A 17298-nucleotide genomic window follows, 5' to 3' on the forward strand; every position below is an offset into this window, starting at 1 on the left:
GGGGGGTTGGAGAATAACCTAGAGAACAGCCCTTAAGGCATGGCCTGCAATTTCTCTAGCTCACGGCGGGCTGCGTCATAACAATCCAGTTGCCCCCGATCGAGACAGAGCTTGGCCGCCTGCCGAAAATCCGCCGCCGCCGGGGCTCGGTTCCCCAAGCCCACCTGCACCAATCCCCGCTGTTGATAGGCCATGGCATAGCGATCATCCAGGGCGATCGCCTGGTTCAGATCGCTGAGTGTGCCTTGGGGTTCCCCCAGGGCCTGGCGAGTGAGGGCGCGGTAGTAGTAGCTTTCCGGATCTTTGCTGTCTAAACGAATGGCCACCGTCAAATCGGCCAGGGCTGAGGGCAGATTGCCGCTGGCAAAGTGAGTACGTCCCCGCACCTGATAGGCCCTGGCGTTGTTGGGATCGAGCCGGATGGCTTGGGAACTGTCGGTGATCGCCCCTTCGGAGTCGCCCGCCAGCATTTTGGCCAAGGCCCGACCACGATAAGCCGCCGACCAACTGGACTGCTGAGACAGCACTTTGTCAAAGTCCGCGATCGCCCCTTTTGCATCGCTCAGTTGCAACCGCACAAACCCCCGACCCAAGTGGGCCGCACTCAACTTGCCATTGTCTTGAATGGCTCGATCGTAGCTGGCCAGAGCACTTTGCAAATCGCCCAGGCGATCTTGCGTGGCCGCCAGATAGGTACGGGCGATCGCGTCACTGGCTTCGAGCTGCAAGGCTTGGTTTAAGTCGGCCAACGCCGCATTCCAGTTGCCGCTGTTGTAGTAAGCCACGCCGCGCAAAAAATAGGCGGAACTGCTGGCGGACCAAACCAGCGCTTGGGTTGCGTCGTGGATGGCCTTGCTGTAGTCCCAGGTGCGATCGGGAGCCGGAGTTTTTCCCTCCAACATCCGCGCAATCCCCACCAAATCCGAGGGGGACGCATTTTGGTTCATCACCAATCCCGTGGGCACTTGAGACCAGCGCGACAAAATCATCTGGGCAATGGCCAACTGGGGCAACCCCGACTGCCACAGGGTCGCCAGCCCCACCACCGTGCCCAACAACCCCAACCCCCAAGGCCACCAACGTCGCCACCATTCAGCCCAAGGAATGGGGTTGCCTAGTTCTTCCTCGGCGGCGGTGGTGATGGACTCGCCAACATTCCCGCCCATCAACGGCAGCAGATCCATCAACACTTCCTCGGCGCTGGCGTAGCGCTGTTGATAGGAAGGATGCACCATCTTATCGAGGACGGTTCCAAACGCCGTGCTGACAGAAATGCTGGCCCGCCAATTCAAACGGCCGCTCACCGGCTCCTGGGATCCTCGCAGGGCCTGTAATTCCTCCGAGGAAAAGCCCCCTAAGGCCTGAATTGCGATCGCCCCGACGGCATAGATATCGCTGTTGAACTGGGGATTGCCATAAAACTGCTCGATCGGCATGTAGGCCGGAGTACCCGCCGCGATTGTGCGGGCGGCGGCCGATTCCCCATCGGTTTGCAAAATTTCCTTCACGGAACCAAAGTCAATCAACACCAACCGGCCGTCAGCGCTGCGGCGGATTAAGTTGGCGGGTTTGATATCCCGGTGAATCACCCGGTTGCCATGGACAAAGGACAAAATTTCCAGAATTTCCGCCACCATGGAAATCACCCGTTGCTCCGGGAGCGGTTCCCCCACCACCAATTCCCGCGAGAGGGGGTGGCCCGGTGCAAATTCCTTAACGAGATAAAATTGCTCGTTTTCTTCAAAAAAAGCCAACAGGCGGGGAATTTGGGGATGGGTTCCTAACCGTTGCAACATTTCCGCCTCCCGCTGAAAGAGACGGTGGGCGTTTTTGGCGGCGGTGGGGTTGGGACGCAACAGGCGCAGTTGCTTCACCACACATTGGGGATAGCCCGGCCGGCGAAGATCCGCAGCCAGGTAGGTTTTGCCAAAGGCTCCGGAGCCAAGCACTTGCAAGATGCGATAGCGCTTATCCAGCAGTTGGCCGATGGTAATAGGATCCTTGCCTAGGGATGATTTGGGAGGTCGATCGCCCGGAGGTGGAGGAGAAGGTGGGGTGTTGGGGGCCAAGTTCAGTTAGGGATGGGGCAAAAACAACGGGTTAAATGATCCAGAAATGAGGTCTGGGGAATTAGAGGGTGAGACAGACCCCAGCAGGTGAATGGATGGCCGCGCCTAGTCGCGCGATAGGTCTAATTCGTTGGGCGCAGATTGCGGAGTTAGTCGCAATCCCGGGGGGCTGAAGCCCTTTGCTGCCTAACGATCGGGTAACGGGAACAGTCATTTAACTTAATTAACTCAATCTATGGCTTGACCGATGGCTTGACCTATAGCTTGGCCGGTGAAAGCAAGCCGGCCGCGTGACTAGGAGGGCGGCGGGCTGGCGGCTGGGCTGGGTTCGGGTGGTGGGGCTTCGGGTTCTTCCTCATCGGACAATTTGAGATCGGTGGGCAGTTTGCCCGCTTGGATCTGTTGGATTTGGTACTGGGCATCACGGTAACAACCCAAACGGCCTTCGTCGATGCACAGCTTGGCCGATTGTTGGAAGTCGGTGAGTGCGCCGGTTTGGTCGCCCTGCTTGAGCCGAGCCACGCCCCGATCGTAATAAACCAGGGCATGTTCTGGCCGCAGTTCGATCGCCTTGTTGAAGTCTTCGATCGTGCCTTCCACTTCGCCCAAATCCCAACGGGTTAGCCCCCGATTGTAGTAGGGGTCTGGGTCGTCTGGTTGTAGTTGGATCGCAATGTTGAAGTCCTGAAGGGCGGCCTGGAGGTTACCGGCCCGCCGATGGGCTAGGCCGCGGTTTTGGTAGGCCAGGGCATAGCTGGGGTTGAGTTGAATTGCTTTGGTGGCATCGTCGATCGCCCCCTGTTGGTCATCCAGGTTCGATCGCGATAGGCCCCGATTCAGATAGGCGGGGGCCAGGAGGCGGGCCGGCACTCCCTTGGCCGCAATCACACGGTTGTAGTCCTCGATCGCCCCTTTGTCGTCGCCAATGTCGCCCCGAACGTTGCCCCGGTTCAGATAAGCCTGCACCAAGTTGGGGTCGTAGGTCAGGGCCCGATCATAGTCCTCGATCGCGGCGCGGGCATCGCTGAGACGGTAGCGGGCGTTGGCCCGTTGGAAATAGCTGGGGGCATGTTTGGGCCGCAGGCGAATGGCCCGATCTAAATCCGCGATCGCCTTTTGATATTCTCCAATTTCCTCATAGGCGGCTCCCCGTCGGTAGAGCGCTTCCGCATTGTTGGCATCCACCTGGAGGGCTTGGCTGTAGTTGGCGATCGCCTCTTCCAAGTTTTCGGCCTTCAGTTGGTCACTGCCGCGATCGACCCAATAGCGCGATCGCAGGGGCCCCGCCAACAACAAGGCCCCAAACCCCAAACCCACCACCGCGATCGCCACCCCCAACCACAACCGGCGATCGGGCCAACGGCGTTTGGCCGCCTCCTGGGCCTCGCTGTGGGCGGGGGAGTTTTGGCTGCTGCTGGCCAGTCGGGCCCGCAGGCCGCTCATGCCCGCGCCGCTGAGATTCACCCCGCTGCCCATGGACAGGCCATAGAGTTCCTGTAAATCCCGCAGGGCATCGGCGGCTGACTGATAGCGGCGATCGAAGTAGGGAGAAATCAGCCGCTCAATTAGGGAAATCAGTCCGGGGTTAATTTGCCCGTGGTTGGGCCAATCCAAATGGGGCGGGCGATCGCCATTGTTGTCTTTGGGTTTGGGCAGGGCATTGGGCGATAACCCGGTCAGGGCTTGGACGCAAATCATCCCCACCGCGTAGAGATCGCTGTTGTAGAGCGGGTTTCCCTGCAACTGTTCCGGCGACATGTAAACCACCGAATCCGGCGAAGGGGGCGGCGTGATCGCATCAGCCCGGGCTGAGGGATTGGCAATTTCTTGAATCAAGCCAAATTCGATCGGGACAATTCGCCCATCGATCGTGCGGCGAATCAGGGTTTCGGGCCGCAAATTACGGTGAATGACCCCGTTTTTGTGGACAAAATCCAGCACTTCCAGCGTATCTTGCAGGAAACGCACCACATACTCTTCCGGTTGGGGCTGATTGGCCTTCAGCTCCTCGGCGATGGTTTGCCCCTGGATCAGTTCCTCAATGAAAAAAAGTTGTCCCTCCTGCTCAAAGCAGGCCAAAAGCTGCGGGATTCGATCGTGAGTGCCCAGCTTTTCGAGGGTTTCTGCTTTTTTCTTAAACAGCAACTGCACCACTTGCAGTGCTTTGGAATTTTTACTGGGGAATTGGAATTGCCGCACGATGCAGTGGGGCAAGCCCGGTCGGCGCAAGTCCGCAGCCAGGTAAGTTTGCCCGAACGCTCCGGACGACAGGATTTCTACGATCCGATAGCGTCGGTCGAGAAGTTGACCGACTGAGAGCGTCACCATAGGGCCAGGCTGCGTTTACTGTGTCAGCGTTCAAAGCAGTGGGTTTGTAGGGAGCGAGCGGCATCCGGGGGCAAAATTGGGCGATCGCGCGGGATGGTCGCACGCTTCAAGTTTAAACCACCCACCCGAGGGCTACGACGGCTAACACCATAACTCTTTGGGGATCCTTCGGAGGAATGGGTATGTTTTTTAACGATCCATGGGGGGATTCGCTGCAAAGGAGCGTTTGAATCAGCCATTTTTAGACCATTCTTTTTTAGACCATGCTTAGGGCATTCATTTAAGTTGACTAGATCGATCGTTTCCAATCCCCTTTCAACCTGCTTTCGATTCTGGCAATTGCGGGGATCGGCCCAGGAGGAGATTGGATCCCGATCGGGATTCGGGGTTGATTAACAGGTAGCATTTTGGCTCTATCCACAAAGCAGGTGTAAACCATGTCCCGAACCGGCAAAGGGCGATCGCACTATTGGCAACTGTGGCCCTTCGTGCGCGCGGAGGCCCAGACGATCGCCCTGGCGTTGGCCTGCACGGTGGGGTTCACGGCTTTTTGGCCGGTGTTGGCCTGGTTGCCGGGGCAGTTGGCCGAGCCGATCGGCACGGGTCAGCCAGACAAAATTTTGCAATTGGCGGGCTTAGCAGCCCTGATTTTTCTGGTGCGCGGCGCATTTCAATACGGCCAAGATACCTTGATGGCCAAGGCGGCTTTGCGGGTGGCCATGACCCTACGGGTGCGGCTGTATGGACATTTACAAACCCTGAGCCTGGACTATTTTGAGCGATCGCAAACGGGTGACCTGGCCTATCGACTCACGGGCGATGTCGATCGGGTGGGAGATGCGGTGGGCAAGGTGTTTCACCAGTTTGTGCCCTGTGTGCTGCAACTGGTGGTGGTGTTGGGATACATGATCTATCTCAACTGGCAGTTAACCTTGGCTACCTTTGCGATCGCGCCCTTGATTGCGGTTTTGATTGCTTGGTTTGGGGATCGCCTGTTGAGCTTTGCTCGCCGCAGCCAGGATCGAATTGCGGGATTGGCGGCCACGATCGCGGAAATTTTGGCGGGAATTCGGTTGGTGCAAGCCTTTGGGGCCGAACGCACGGAACTTGATCGCTTCCGGCAAGAGGCCGAAGCGGCCCGACACGCCAAACTGCAAGCGGCCCAAGCGAAGGCGGCTCAGTTTGTGATTGTGGGCTTTTTGGAAGCCATGAGCGTGTTGGTGTTGTTTTGGTTGGGAAGCTGGCAAATTGGCCAAGGCAACTTAACCGGCGCGGGGTTCATTAGCTACGTGACCGCTGTGGCCCTGTTGATTGACCCCATTTCAATCACCACCAGCAATTACAACGAATTCAAGGAAAGTGAAGCCTCGGTTGATCGGCTGTTTGAGCTGCTGGCCGTGCCGCCGACGGTGCGCGATCGCCCCGGGGCGCAACCCCTGCCCGCCATCACCGGCCGGGTGGAATTCCACGCGATCGAGTTTGCCTACCCGAGCGCGGCGGAACCGGTGCTGCAAGGGTTGGATCTGACCGTGCGGCCCGGTGAGGCGATCGCCCTGGTGGGGGCTTCCGGCGCGGGCAAAAGCACGATCGTCAATCTGTTGCTGCGGTTTTATGATCCCCAAGGGGGCCAGGTTTGCATTGATGGCATCGATTTACGAGAGGTGACCCTCAACAGCCTGCGCCAACAGATTGCGATCGTGCCCCAGGAAACGATCCTCTTTTCCGGTTCGATCGCCCAAAACATCGCCCTGGGAAACCCCAAAGCCAGCCGCAGCGCCATCGAACAAGCCGCCCAAATTGCCAACGCCCACGACTTCATCAGCCAACTCTCCGAGGGCTACAACACCTGGGTGGGCGAACGGGGAGCCAACCTGTCCGGCGGCCAGCGCCAGCGAATTGCGATCGCCCGGGCCGTGTTGCGAGATCCCAAAATTCTGATTTTGGACGAGGCCACCAGCGCCCTCGACTCGGAATCCGAAAGCCTGGTGCAGGAAGCGCTCGATCGACTCCGGCGCGATCGCACCACCCTGACCATTGCGCACCGCCTGGCCACCGTGCGGGGAGCCGATCGGATTTTAGTGGTTGAAAAAGGGCAAATTGTCGAATCGGGCAGCCATGATCAGCTACTGGCCCAAAACGGGCGTTATGCCGCCTACTATGCTCGCCAGTTTCGTGAATAAAGAGTTGCAGTTTTTGGGAAAGGGTTCTTGTAAAGAATTTGGTTTGAAAAATCTTTCCTGAACGATGCTTCCTGAATGCTGAATCTGGCTGCTTTCCCAACCCAATCCCGATCGGGAACGTCTTCATGGCTGCTTTACAAGTTGCTTGGTCGCAAATTACGCAAGCTCCCCTTTTTAGATTGGGAACCACCCCGATCACGATCGGGTGGATGATTCAAGTGGCGTTGCTGCTGATGCTGGTGAGTCTATTCACCAAAGGCCTGCGCCAATTGTTAAAAAACATCATCCTAAAACGCTTGGGCATGAGCGAAGGAACCCGTGGAGCGGTCGCTATTTTGTTTAGCTGGAGCATGGGCGCTCTGGGTTATGTGCTGGTGCTCCAAGCCATGGGATTACAATTGGAATCCTTTGCTTTGGTGGTCAGTGGTCTAGGTGTTGGCATTGGTTTGGGACTGAAGGAATTAACCAAAAACTGGGCCAGTGGTTTGACCCTGTTGGGTGAGCGAAAACTCAAAGTCGGGGACTTGATTGAATTTAATAATAAGCTGGGCTATATCCAAGATATTTCGATTCGTTCAACTGTGATTCGCACGTTTCGTGGGTCGGAATTAATTGTGCCCAACAGCGAATTAACAAATCGAATGGTTGAAAATTGGAGTTATCAAGATTGCCGAAGCCGCATTGAAATTCCCTTGAAAGTGGTTCCGACTAGCGATCTTTCAGTCGTGACGGAAATTTTGCTAGCGGCGGCTTTTACCCACTCACAGATTTTGCGATCGCCCCCACCCAAGGTGATGTTTCAAGGCTTTCAAGAAGGCAGCATCAGTTTGGAACTTTGGGCCTGGGTCGATCGCGTTGATCAACGTGCTGGCATTCGCAGTGCTCTCCACTTTGCGATCGCCCATGGTTTGCGGCAACATCAGATCCAGCTTGCACCAACCCTTCCTCATTGGGTTGCGGCCGAGTCGGAACCCTCAGCGGCCGAGGCCGGGGCGATCGCTCCGGCAACTGTTCCCAACGAACCCCTCAAAGACCTGCTGCGGTCGATCGACTACTTCCAAAGTTTCACCCCCCTGGAAATTGAGTTTCTGATCCAATTAGGCTACCGGCGGCAATTAACAACGGCCGAAGTTCTTTATCAGCAAGGGGATGGGGCCCATGAATTTTGCATTGTTTTGAAAGGGGCGATCGAAGCCATTTTTGAAAATCAACGCATTAGCCGCCGGTTGTTTTCCTTCACAGAGGGTGAATTTTTTGGTGAATTGCCGCTGATGTTGAATGTGCCTTACCCCACCACCATGCGAGCGGCGGAACCGACCGAACTTTTTTTGATTCACCGTGATGGGTTTCAACTACTTCTGAATAACCATCCCCATTTGTTGGAGGTGATTTCGCAGGCCATGGGCGATCGTCAAGATGTGTTGGAAAGCTATCGCCACCATTTAGAAACAGCGGGTCTCTTGGAAGATTCGGAACCGAAAAGCCTAATGGCTAGATTTCAAAACCAACTTCGCCAATGGGTTAGTCATTGGTCTGCTTAATTGCTTCCTAGAGTTTGATCCAGAATATTTTTAAATTTTTGGCCGAAATTTTTGACCGAAATCTTTCACTAAGTTTCTGTCTTGATGTCAACAAAAGCATCTTAAATTGTTTTTCACGCTCATGTGATCAGTGAGTAATGTCTCTTGGGCTAAATTATGGTCAAAGAGTTCGTAGGGGCCATTGCTCAAATCCAAATACTTAAACGCAATTTAATCTGCCAGTAGAGTCCCAAGTCCTAATGAATTTGCTAGATTGAAAGTCGCGACTATTAACCCTGCCATTCATTGGGAATCGTTCTGTGAGTTCATCTCCTCAGCTTCTAAGTCCTTTCACGTTTGGTGATTTAACCCTCAAAAATCGCGTGGTTTTGGCTCCCCTAACCCGCGCCCGCGCAGGGGTGGAGCGCCTGCCCAATGCCTTGATGGCGGAATATTATGCCCAGCGATCGAGTGCTGGCCTTTTGATTAGCGAAGCCGCCGTCGTTTCTGAGCAGGGCATTGGTTGGCAAAACTCTCCCGGCATTTACAACGACGCTCAAACGGAAGCCTGGAAACAGGTCACCCAAGCAGTACACGATCGGGACAGCAAAATTTTCTTGCAACTGTGGCACTGTGGCCGCGCTTCCCACAGCAGTTTCCGCGCCGATGAGTCGCTGCCGGTTTCTGCCTCCGCGATCGCCATCAGCAACGACCACATCCACACCCCCACGGGCAAACACCCCTACGAAACCCCGCGCGCCCTGGAAACCGACGAGGTGGCGGCAGTGGTGGAAGACTATCGCCGGGCCGCCGAACGAGCCAAGGCGGCGGGTTTTGATGGGGTGGAAATTCACGCGGCCAATGGCTATTTGATTGATCAATTCCTGCAATCCAAAACCAACCACCGCACCGATCGCTACGGTGGCAGCCTGGAAAATCGCTATCGGTTTCTGAGCGAAATTGTGGCAGCCGTAATCACAGTTTTCCCGTCCGATCGGGTGGGGGTTCGGCTTGCGCCCAATGGGATTTATAACGATATGGGTTCGCCGGATTATCGGGAAACCTTTACCTACGCGGCGCAACAGCTCAATGCACTGAATTTGGGCTATTTGCACGTTATGGATGGCCTAGCAATTGGGTTCCATAACTTGGGTGAACCGATGACCCTGAGCGAGTTTCGATCGGTGTTTTCAGGCCCCTTGATGGGCAATTGTGGCTATACCCAAGAAACGGCAGAAGCGGCGATCGCGTCGGGGAATGCAGACTTGATTGCTTTTGGGCGACCTTTCATCAGCAACCCGGACTTGGTTGAGCGGTTTGCCCATGATTGGCCCCTGGCTCCGGAAGCTCCGTTGGAGGTTTGGTACGCTTTTGACGAAAAGGGCTACGCGGATTTTCCCGCCTATCAAGCATCGTAGGCCGCTTCGACTTGCATAGTGCTGAAATGGGCTAAGAATCCCTTGAAAAAGCTGAGGAAATCAAGGAATTCCGCTAAAAAACAAGGGGCTTAAGCCCCTTGTCTGTTTGATGCTCGATATCCTCTTAATGCTGGATATCCTCCCCGCCTTTACTTGACCTAAACCAAATATTCCTGGAGGGATTTCACGGTTAGGGGTTGAGATTGGAGCGATCGAATGGCGGCGGCTGTGGCCTTGGCCCCGGCGATCGTGGTGATGATGGGCACTTTGTAGACCAGGGCCGTGCGCCGAATGGCTCGATCGTCGAACTGGGCTTGCTCCCCGGCGGGCGTGTTAATTACCAACTGCACCTGACCGTTGACGATCGCATCGCGAATGTTGGGCCGGCCCTCATGGATCTTCAGGGTCAATTGCACCGCTTTGAGGCCATGCTCGTGGAGCACTTTGCGCGTGCCTTCGGTGGCCAGCACTTCAAAACCCAAGTCCAGCAGTTCCTTCACCACCGGCACGATCGCCGCCTTGTCGCGACTGTTGACCGACACAAACACCGTGCCGGCTAGGGGCAACCGTTGACCCGCCCCCAGGGCTGCCTTGGCGAAGGCCGTGCCAAAGTCTGGATCCACGCCCATCACTTCCCCGGTCGATCGCATTTCCGGCCCCAGAATCGTATCGGTGCCCGGGAATTTTTCAAAGGGCAACACCGCTTCCTTGAGGGCAAAGCGATCGGGAATCACTTCCTGTTCAAAGTCCAGCTCGGCCAAGGTTTTGCCAGACATTACCCGCACGGCCATTTTGGCCAAGGGCACCCCGATCGCCTTGGAAACAAAGGGAACCGTCCGCGAGGCCCGGGGATTCGCTTCCAGGATATACACCTGGGGTTGGCCATTGTCGCCCGTGACCACCGCGAACTGAATATTCATCAGCCCCACCACCTTCAGGGACTTGGCTAGGTCGATCGTCCAGCCACGGATGGTGTCCAGGGCGCTGGTCGGCAGCGAGAAACTGGGAATGGCGCAGGCGGAGTCACCGGAGTGAATCCCGGCCTGTTCGATGTGTTCCATGATCCCGCCGATCGTCACGTTGCCACCGTGGTCGGCGATCGCATCCACATCCACCTCGATCGCATTTTCCAGATACTTATCAATCAAGATTGGGTGATCCGGTTCCACCTGCACCGCCACGGTCATGTAGCGTTCCAGATCCGCATCGGAATAGACAATCTCCATGGCTCGACCGCCCAGCACATAGCTAGGCCGCACCACCACCGGATAGCCAATCCGCCGGGCAATATCCAGGGCTTCACCATAGCTGCGAGCAATGCCGTTGGGGGGCTGCATGATGTTCAGTTCCCGCAACACATGCTCAAACCGTTCCCGGTCTTCGGCCATGTCGATCGAGTCGGGCGACGTTCCCCAAATTTCCGTTGGCAGGTCGGGGTTGCTTTGCAAAGCCGTCAACAACGGAACCGACAGTTTCAGGGGTGTTTGACCACCAAACTGCACAATCACGCCCTTGGGCCGTTCCGCTTCGATGATGTTCAGCACATCTTCCTTGGTCAGCGGTTCAAAGTAGAGCCGATCGCTGGTGTCGTAGTCCGTGGAAACCGTTTCCGGGTTGGAGTTAACCATGATCGTTTCGTAGCCATCCGCTTGCAGCGCAAAGGAAGCATGGCAACAGCAATAGTCAAACTCAATCCCCTGGCCAATTCGGTTGGGGCCGCCACCCAGGATCATCACCTTTTGTCGATCGCTCGGCAGGGTTTCCGTTTCCGCCGCCACGGTTTCCGCTTCGTCACCGGTCAACACCAGGCTGCTGGTTTCATAGGCGGAGTAGTAGTAGGGCGTGTAGGCTTCAAATTCGGCGGCGCAGGTGTCCACGGTTTTGTAAACCGGCACAATGCCCAAGCCTTTGCGATAGGCCCGCACTTCGTCTTCGCTGGTTTTGGTGGCGTAGGCAATTTGTCGATCACTGAAGCCCTGTTGCTTGGCCGCCAGCAGAATTGCAGCGCTCATGTCCTTTAAGGGCGTGCGCTTCAGCAGCTTTTCGGTTTCCAGAATTTCTTGCAGCTTATCCAGGAACCAAGGATCAACGCCGGTCAGTTCGTAAATGTCCTCCACGCTCATGCCTAGCTGCATGGCATAGCGCAGGGTAAAGACGCGCTCCGGGCTGGGGGTGCGCAGGCTCGATCGAACCTGTTCCAGGCTGGGAATTTTTTCATCCCGATCGCAGCCCCAACCGGCCCGACCCGTTTCGAGCGATCGCAGGGCCTTTTGGAACGATTCCTGGAACGTCCGCCCGATCGCCATTGCCTCACCCACGGATTTCATTTGGGTGGTCAGCACGGCGGGCGTGCCGGGGAATTTCTCGAAGGCAAACCGGGGAATTTTGGTGACGACGTAATCGATCGTCGGTTCAAAGGAGGCTGGGGTTTTTTGGGTGATGTCGTTGGAGATTTCATCGAGGGTGTAGCCCACGGCCAGCTTGGCGGCAAACTTGGCGATCGGGAAGCCCGTGGCCTTGGAAGCCAAGGCGGAACTGCGCGACACCCGGGGGTTCATTTCAATCACAATCACATCGCCGGTCTCCGGGTTCACCGAAAACTGGATGTTGGAGCCGCCGGTTTCCACCCCAATTTCGCGGATGATCTTGATCGAGGCATCCCGTAGCCGCTGATATTCCTTGTCGGTGAGGGTTTGGGCCGGAGCCACGGTGATCGAATCGCCCGTATGCACCCCCATCGGGTCAAAGTTCTCGATCGAGCAGATAATCACCACGTTATCGGCCAGATCGCGCATTACCTCCAGCTCGTATTCCTTCCAACCCAGCAAGGATTGCTCAATCAGAATTTGTGAAACGGGGCTGGCATCCAAACCCGACTGGGCAATTTCTTCAAATTCCTCTTGGTTGTAGGCAATGCCGCCGCCGGAGCCGCCCATGGTGAAGGCCGGGCGAATAATCAGCGGGTAGGAGCCAATTTGGCGTGCCACATCACGGGCTTCTTCCAGGGAGTTGGCCAACCCCGAGGGGCAAACGCCCACGCCAATTCGCTCCATGGCTTCCTTAAAGAGCTTGCGGTCTTCGGCCATTTCGATCGCCGCCAGCTTGGCCCCAATCAGCTCCACACCATAGCGAGCCAGCACGCCGCTCTTGGCCAAGGCCACGGCAATGTTCAGGGCCGTTTGGCCGCCCATGGTGGGCAGCAAGGCATCGGGCCGCTCTTTAATGATGATTTTCTCAACCACTTCCGGGGTGAGCGGCTCAATGTAGGTGCGATCGGCCATTTCTGGGTCGGTCATGATCGTGGCTGGGTTGGAGTTCACCAGCACGACTTCGTACCCTTCGGCCCGGAGCGCTTTACAAGCCTGAGTACCGGAGTAGTCAAATTCGCAGGCCTGACCAATCACGATCGGGCCGGAACCAAGGAGCAGAATCTTGCGAATGTCGTCGCGGCGGGGCATAAGGGCAATCCCAGGGGACTAGCGATTTCGATCGACCACGGGCCGCCCGGCCCGAGATCCTGCCTATTGTACGAGGTGCGATCGTCCCGTCAATGTTTAGGGCGCACTGTTCTCCGGCCCGGTTTCGCTTTGGGTTCCTACCCCAGGCCCGCGATCGGCGGCCAAAGGGGCGAAAAAGTTTTTTAGAAAATCTTCTGGAAGACCGCCCAGAAAATTTTTTTAGAAAATTTCAGAAAAACGTTTGACAAATTCGGGTTTATCCGCAAATATGTATATCGCTGAAGGCGCGGGACGCAAAACAAAAGCGCTCCGAAAGCCGGAAAGCAATTTGGGTCTGTAGTTCAATTGGTTAGAGCACCGCCCTGTCACGGCGGAAGTTGCGGGTTCGAGCCCCGTCAGACCCGTTCAAAAGATAAAGTTCAAGAGTGAGGAGTGAAGAGCGTCAACTCTGAACCCGAACTGAACCTACGTTGTTACTGATGTTGATTCTATTGCTTCAGTCTCAACCAGGCAGGTCGATCCTGTGTGATCGATCCTTAGGGCCTGTCGTCATTTCCATCGCCGTAGGGGTTGGGTCTCCCAACCCTAACCTGGGCGATCGCCACAACCCTGTCCACCCCTGGGAGCACCCAAGGATCACGAGAACTGGGCGGGGAAACCCCGCCCCTACGACTGATTGCTTTAAAGAACGAGGTCATCAGGGTTTCAGGAAATTTGACGACAGCCCTAAGCCCCTTGTTACGACGATTGGGACATGGAAAATCAGGCGAGTTCGAGATTAATTCCCGGGGTCTTCAAACTTATAGCCGGCCCCAATCACCGTTTTCAGAAATTGGGGATTTCCGGGATCCGGTTCAATTTTCTTGCGCAGGCGGGCCACATGGGTGTCCACCACTCGCTCATCGCCAAAAAAGTCATCGCCCCAAAGTTTGTCGATCAGTTGGCTGCGGCTCCAGACCCGGCCCGGATAGCTGAGGAAGGTGGCCAACAGATTGAACTCCAAGGTGGTGAGGTCAAGATCTTCGGAATCGTGATCGGGCAGGTGGCGACGGGCCACGCGCCGATCGCTGTCGAGGCTGAAGTGGTGGGTGGCGTAGGTGGGGGTCAAGTCCCGATCGCCCCCGGTTCCGGCCTGGCGCAAACTGCGACGCAACAGCGCCCGCACCCGAGCCACCATCTCGCGGGGGCTAAAAGGCTTAACTAAATAGTCATCTGCACCGGTTGACAGGCCCACAACGCGATCGAACTCTTCGCCCCGCGCCGTCAACATCAAAATATAGGGATCCTTGTCGCCGGGTTTTTGGCGAATGCGGGCACAGACTTCGAGGCCATCAATGCCCGGAATCATCCAATCCAAAATGACTAAATCGGGCTGCGATCGATAAAACTGCTCGATCGCCGCTTGGCCATCGTGACAAACCCCACAGGTGAACCCTTCGCGATCGAGCGTGCCGCGCAACAACTCCGCAATCTCCGTGTCATCTTCCACAATCAGAATTTGCATGATTTGCAGGGCCTCATCCGTGTCGCGATCACACCAAACACATCGAACAACAGGTCGAAAAACAGGTCGAAATCACACCGAAACTTTGAGCATTTTGAGCCAATCTTCAGCCCATCCTGTCCCAGGATCACACCCCCATCCCGGCCATGGGCCGATCGCACTTTCCCTTTCTGGGTGCTGATGGGCGATCGGGTTAGCTCCAGGGTGAAGCGGGTCTTTCGTCCTCAGCATAGCGCTCGGAAACTGGGGCGATCTCGCCGCAGATCCTTTGCAGCAGCCATTCTCAGCTCGATCGGCTCAAATAAAGAACTGTAACAGTTCTGGCCGGGGGGGTATGGCTCAACACAAAGCCAGTGCTAGGATTTCCCGTAAATTCGCAAGACTTTTTAGAGACTAGCGAGACAAAAAGCGATGTCCGAAAATCCTACACCTGAAACCAGCGGCCTCACGGGCCAAACGCCGAAATTTGGCGGTAGCACGGGTGGCTTGCTCTCGAAGGCTAACGTCGAAGAGAAATACGCCATTACCTGGACCAGTACCAAAGAACAAGTTTTTGAAATGCCCACCGGTGGCGCTGCCGTCATGAATGCAGGCGAAAACCTGCTGTTCTTGGCCCGCAAGGAGCAGTGCATCGCCCTTGGTAAGCAACTGCGCACCAAGTTCAAGCCCAAAATCGAAGACTATAAGGTCTATCGTATTTATCCCAACGGCGAACAGGAGTTCATCCACCCCGCCGATGGCACCTTCCCCGAAAAGGTGAATGCTGGTCGCGACTTCAACGGCAAGAAGGATCGCCGCATTGGCGAAAACCCTCAGCCCGCAACGGTCAAGTTCAGCGGCAAGCAAACCTACGAAGTGTAGGTTTTTGGGGTTGCCCATGGTGGGCGCTTGGATGGGCGAGGGGTTGAGCTTGAATTGCAAGGCGGTTTTTGACTCCTGCACTTAAACCGCTAATTTGCTCAGAATTCTGCTTGACCGCTCCGCTTGATCCCTGTGTTTGTCCATGGGCTGGGGAATTTTCCCCGATTCCAAGACTGCCAAATCGACTCAATAAACGGGCCGCTTCCTTGTTTTGGGGCGGCTCGTTTTTGTTTTGGGCTTGCCTGTTTTGGGCTTGTCTGTGTTGGGCTTGTCTGTGTTGGGCTGGCTGATTACCGGTGCTGTGCCATTGCATTCCTACGCTGGGACATCGACACCATGGGGCGATCGCCCGATCGGAGAAGTTTTGGTGCAAGGAATCCAGACGGTTGCTAGTATTTTGAGACTTGCTCATCTGCTGCTGACCCATGTTGCCCGACTTTAGCCAATTTTCGGAACTCGCCCGCCAAGGAAACTTCGTCCCGGTTTATCGCGAGTGGGTTGCGGATTTGGACACGCCGGTTTCGGCCTGGTTGCGCACTTGCCAGGGCCAACGCTACAGCTTCTTGCTGGAGTCGGTGGAAGGGGGCGAAAACATTGGCCGCTATAGCCTTTTGGGTTATGACCCCCTGTGGGTGCTGGAAGCGCGTGGAGATTTGGCGGTGCAAACGTTCCGGGATGGGACGGTGGTGGAGCACCGGGGTAATCCGTTTGAAATTTTGAGCAGTTGTTTGGAGTCGGTGCGGCCGGTGAAGCTGCCACAGTTGCCCCCGGGAATTGGCGGGCTGTTTGGCTTTTGGGGCTATGAGCTGATCCAGTGGATTGAGCCGCGTGTGCCGGCCTATGGGCCCACGGAGGCGGATTTGCCGGATGGGCTGTGGATGCAGGTCGATCGCCTGATGATTTTTGATCAGGTGAAGCGCAAGGTGTTTGTGATTGCCTATGCGGATTTGCGGGATCCGGCGGTGGAGTTACGCCAGGCCTATGAGGTGGCCTGTGGGCGGGTTGATGAATTGATCGATCGCCTCCAAAGCAGTATTGATCGCCAAGAATCGCTCCTGCGCTGGACTCCGGCCACCCAGAGCGATCGCCCGCCCTTGAACCCTCGCAGCAACACCACTCGCGAAGCCTTCCATGCCAACGTGCTCAAGGCCAAGGAACACATCAAGGCCGGCGATATTTTTCAGGTGGTGATTTCCCAACGGTTGAGCACGGATTTTGAAGGGGATCCTTTCGATATCTATCGATCGCTCCGGTTGGTGAATCCTTCGCCCTACATGGCCTATTTCCAATTCGGTGATTGGCAATTAATTGGTTCCAGCCCGGAAATCATGGTCAAGACCGATCGCCAGGTTGATGGAACCATTCAAGCCACCGTTCGCCCGATCGCCGGTACACGCCCCCGAGGAGCCAACCACGCTGAAGATGAAGCCCTGGCGGCGGATCTGTTGGCAGATCCCAAAGAGGTGGCCGAACACGTGATGTTGGTGGACTTGGGCCGCAATGATTTGGGGCGCGTTTGCAACAGCGGCACGGTCACGGTCAATCAACTCATGACGATCGAGCGCTACAGCCACGTGATGCACATCGTGAGCAACGCGATCGGGCAAGTGGCGGGCGATCGCACGGCTTGGGATGTGTTGGCTGCCACCTTCCCCGCCGGAACCGTCAGCGGTGCGCCCAAAATTCGGGCCATGGAGATCATTCACGCCCTAGAAGGCTGTCGGCGCGGCCCCTATTCTGGAGCCTATGGCTACTACGACTTTGAGGGGCAACTCAACACCGCCATCACCCTGCGCACGGCCTTGGTGCGCAACCGCGCTGATGGCACTCACGAAGTGTCGGTGCAAGCGGGCGCGGGCCTGGTGGCGGACTCGGATCCCGAAAAGGAATACCAGGAAACCTTAAATAAGGCGCGCGGCGTGCTGGAGGCCTTGCGTTGCTTGCAAGGTTAATTCAGCGT

The 17298-nt window shown here is 56.3% G+C and carries 10 protein-coding genes and 1 tRNA gene; 7 read left to right on the forward strand and 4 right to left on the reverse strand.

Annotated elements, in window-relative coordinates:
* Nucleotides 1-32 precede the first annotated feature (32 nt).
* A complete protein-coding gene (locus tag ACZA91_RS16505; RefSeq protein ID WP_190355351.1) occupies nucleotides 33-2069 on the reverse strand; it encodes a serine/threonine-protein kinase in 2037 nt (678 codons plus the stop codon).
* A gap of 294 nt (nucleotides 2070-2363) precedes the next feature.
* Nucleotides 2364-4397 carry a serine/threonine-protein kinase gene (locus ACZA91_RS16510; RefSeq protein WP_099535534.1) on the reverse strand — a complete coding sequence of 678 codons (2034 nt, stop codon included), beginning with the start codon at nucleotides 4395-4397 and terminating at the stop codon, nucleotides 2364-2366.
* Nucleotides 4398-4834: 437 nt separating this feature from the next.
* Between ACZA91_RS16510 and ACZA91_RS16515 the strand changes: the two genes are divergently transcribed.
* From ACZA91_RS16515 to ACZA91_RS16525, 3 genes are all read left to right on the forward strand, one after another.
* A complete protein-coding gene (locus tag ACZA91_RS16515) occupies nucleotides 4835-6577 on the forward strand; it encodes an ABC transporter ATP-binding protein (RefSeq protein WP_463183490.1) in 1743 nt (580 codons plus the stop codon).
* A 125-nt stretch (nucleotides 6578-6702) separates the two neighbouring features.
* Nucleotides 6703-8118, forward strand: a complete 1416-nt coding sequence (locus ACZA91_RS16520) for a mechanosensitive ion channel domain-containing protein (protein ID WP_463183493.1) — start codon at nucleotides 6703-6705, stop codon at nucleotides 8116-8118.
* Between the two features lie 299 nt (nucleotides 8119-8417).
* Entirely contained in the window at nucleotides 8418-9515 is a 1098-nt protein-coding gene (locus tag ACZA91_RS16525) for an alkene reductase (RefSeq protein ID WP_190355354.1), read from the forward strand.
* 158 nt (nucleotides 9516-9673) lie between these two features.
* Here ACZA91_RS16525 and carB read toward each other — a convergent pair whose 3' ends face one another.
* Nucleotides 9674-12973 carry a carbamoyl-phosphate synthase large subunit gene (gene carB, locus ACZA91_RS16530; RefSeq protein ID WP_190355355.1) on the reverse strand — a complete coding sequence of 1100 codons (3300 nt, stop codon included), beginning with the start codon at nucleotides 12971-12973 and terminating at the stop codon, nucleotides 9674-9676.
* Nucleotides 12974-13303: 330 nt separating this feature from the next.
* On the opposite strand from carB, the gene ACZA91_RS16535 reads away from it, so the two are divergent.
* Nucleotides 13304-13377 (forward strand) — tRNA-Asp (locus tag ACZA91_RS16535).
* Nucleotides 13378-13751: 374 nt separating this feature from the next.
* Here the strand turns inward: ACZA91_RS16535 and ACZA91_RS16540 are convergent.
* Nucleotides 13752-14477, reverse strand: a complete 726-nt coding sequence (locus ACZA91_RS16540) for a response regulator transcription factor (RefSeq protein ID WP_099535626.1) — start codon at nucleotides 14475-14477, stop codon at nucleotides 13752-13754.
* A gap of 411 nt (nucleotides 14478-14888) precedes the next feature.
* On the opposite strand from ACZA91_RS16540, the gene psaD reads away from it, so the two are divergent.
* The 3 genes from psaD to ACZA91_RS16555 all read left to right on the forward strand — a co-directional run bounded on the left by psaD (nucleotide 14889) and on the right by ACZA91_RS16555 (nucleotide 17290).
* On the forward strand, nucleotides 14889-15338 hold the full coding sequence (gene psaD, locus ACZA91_RS16545; protein ID WP_099535524.1) for a photosystem I reaction center subunit II PsaD: 450 nt from the start codon (nucleotides 14889-14891) through the stop codon (nucleotides 15336-15338).
* Nucleotides 15339-15549: 211 nt separating this feature from the next.
* Nucleotides 15550-15780 (forward strand): hypothetical protein, encoded by a 231-nt coding sequence (locus ACZA91_RS16550; RefSeq protein WP_463183499.1) that lies wholly within the window; start codon nucleotides 15550-15552, stop codon nucleotides 15778-15780.
* Nucleotides 15764-17290, forward strand: coding sequence for an anthranilate synthase component I family protein (locus ACZA91_RS16555; RefSeq protein ID WP_463183501.1), 1527 nt, complete (start codon nucleotides 15764-15766; stop codon nucleotides 17288-17290). Before ACZA91_RS16550 ends, ACZA91_RS16555 begins: the two co-directional genes overlap by 17 nt.
* Nucleotides 17291-17298 lie beyond the last annotated feature (8 nt).

Source organism: Limnothrix sp. CMB-01 (assembly GCF_055193175.1).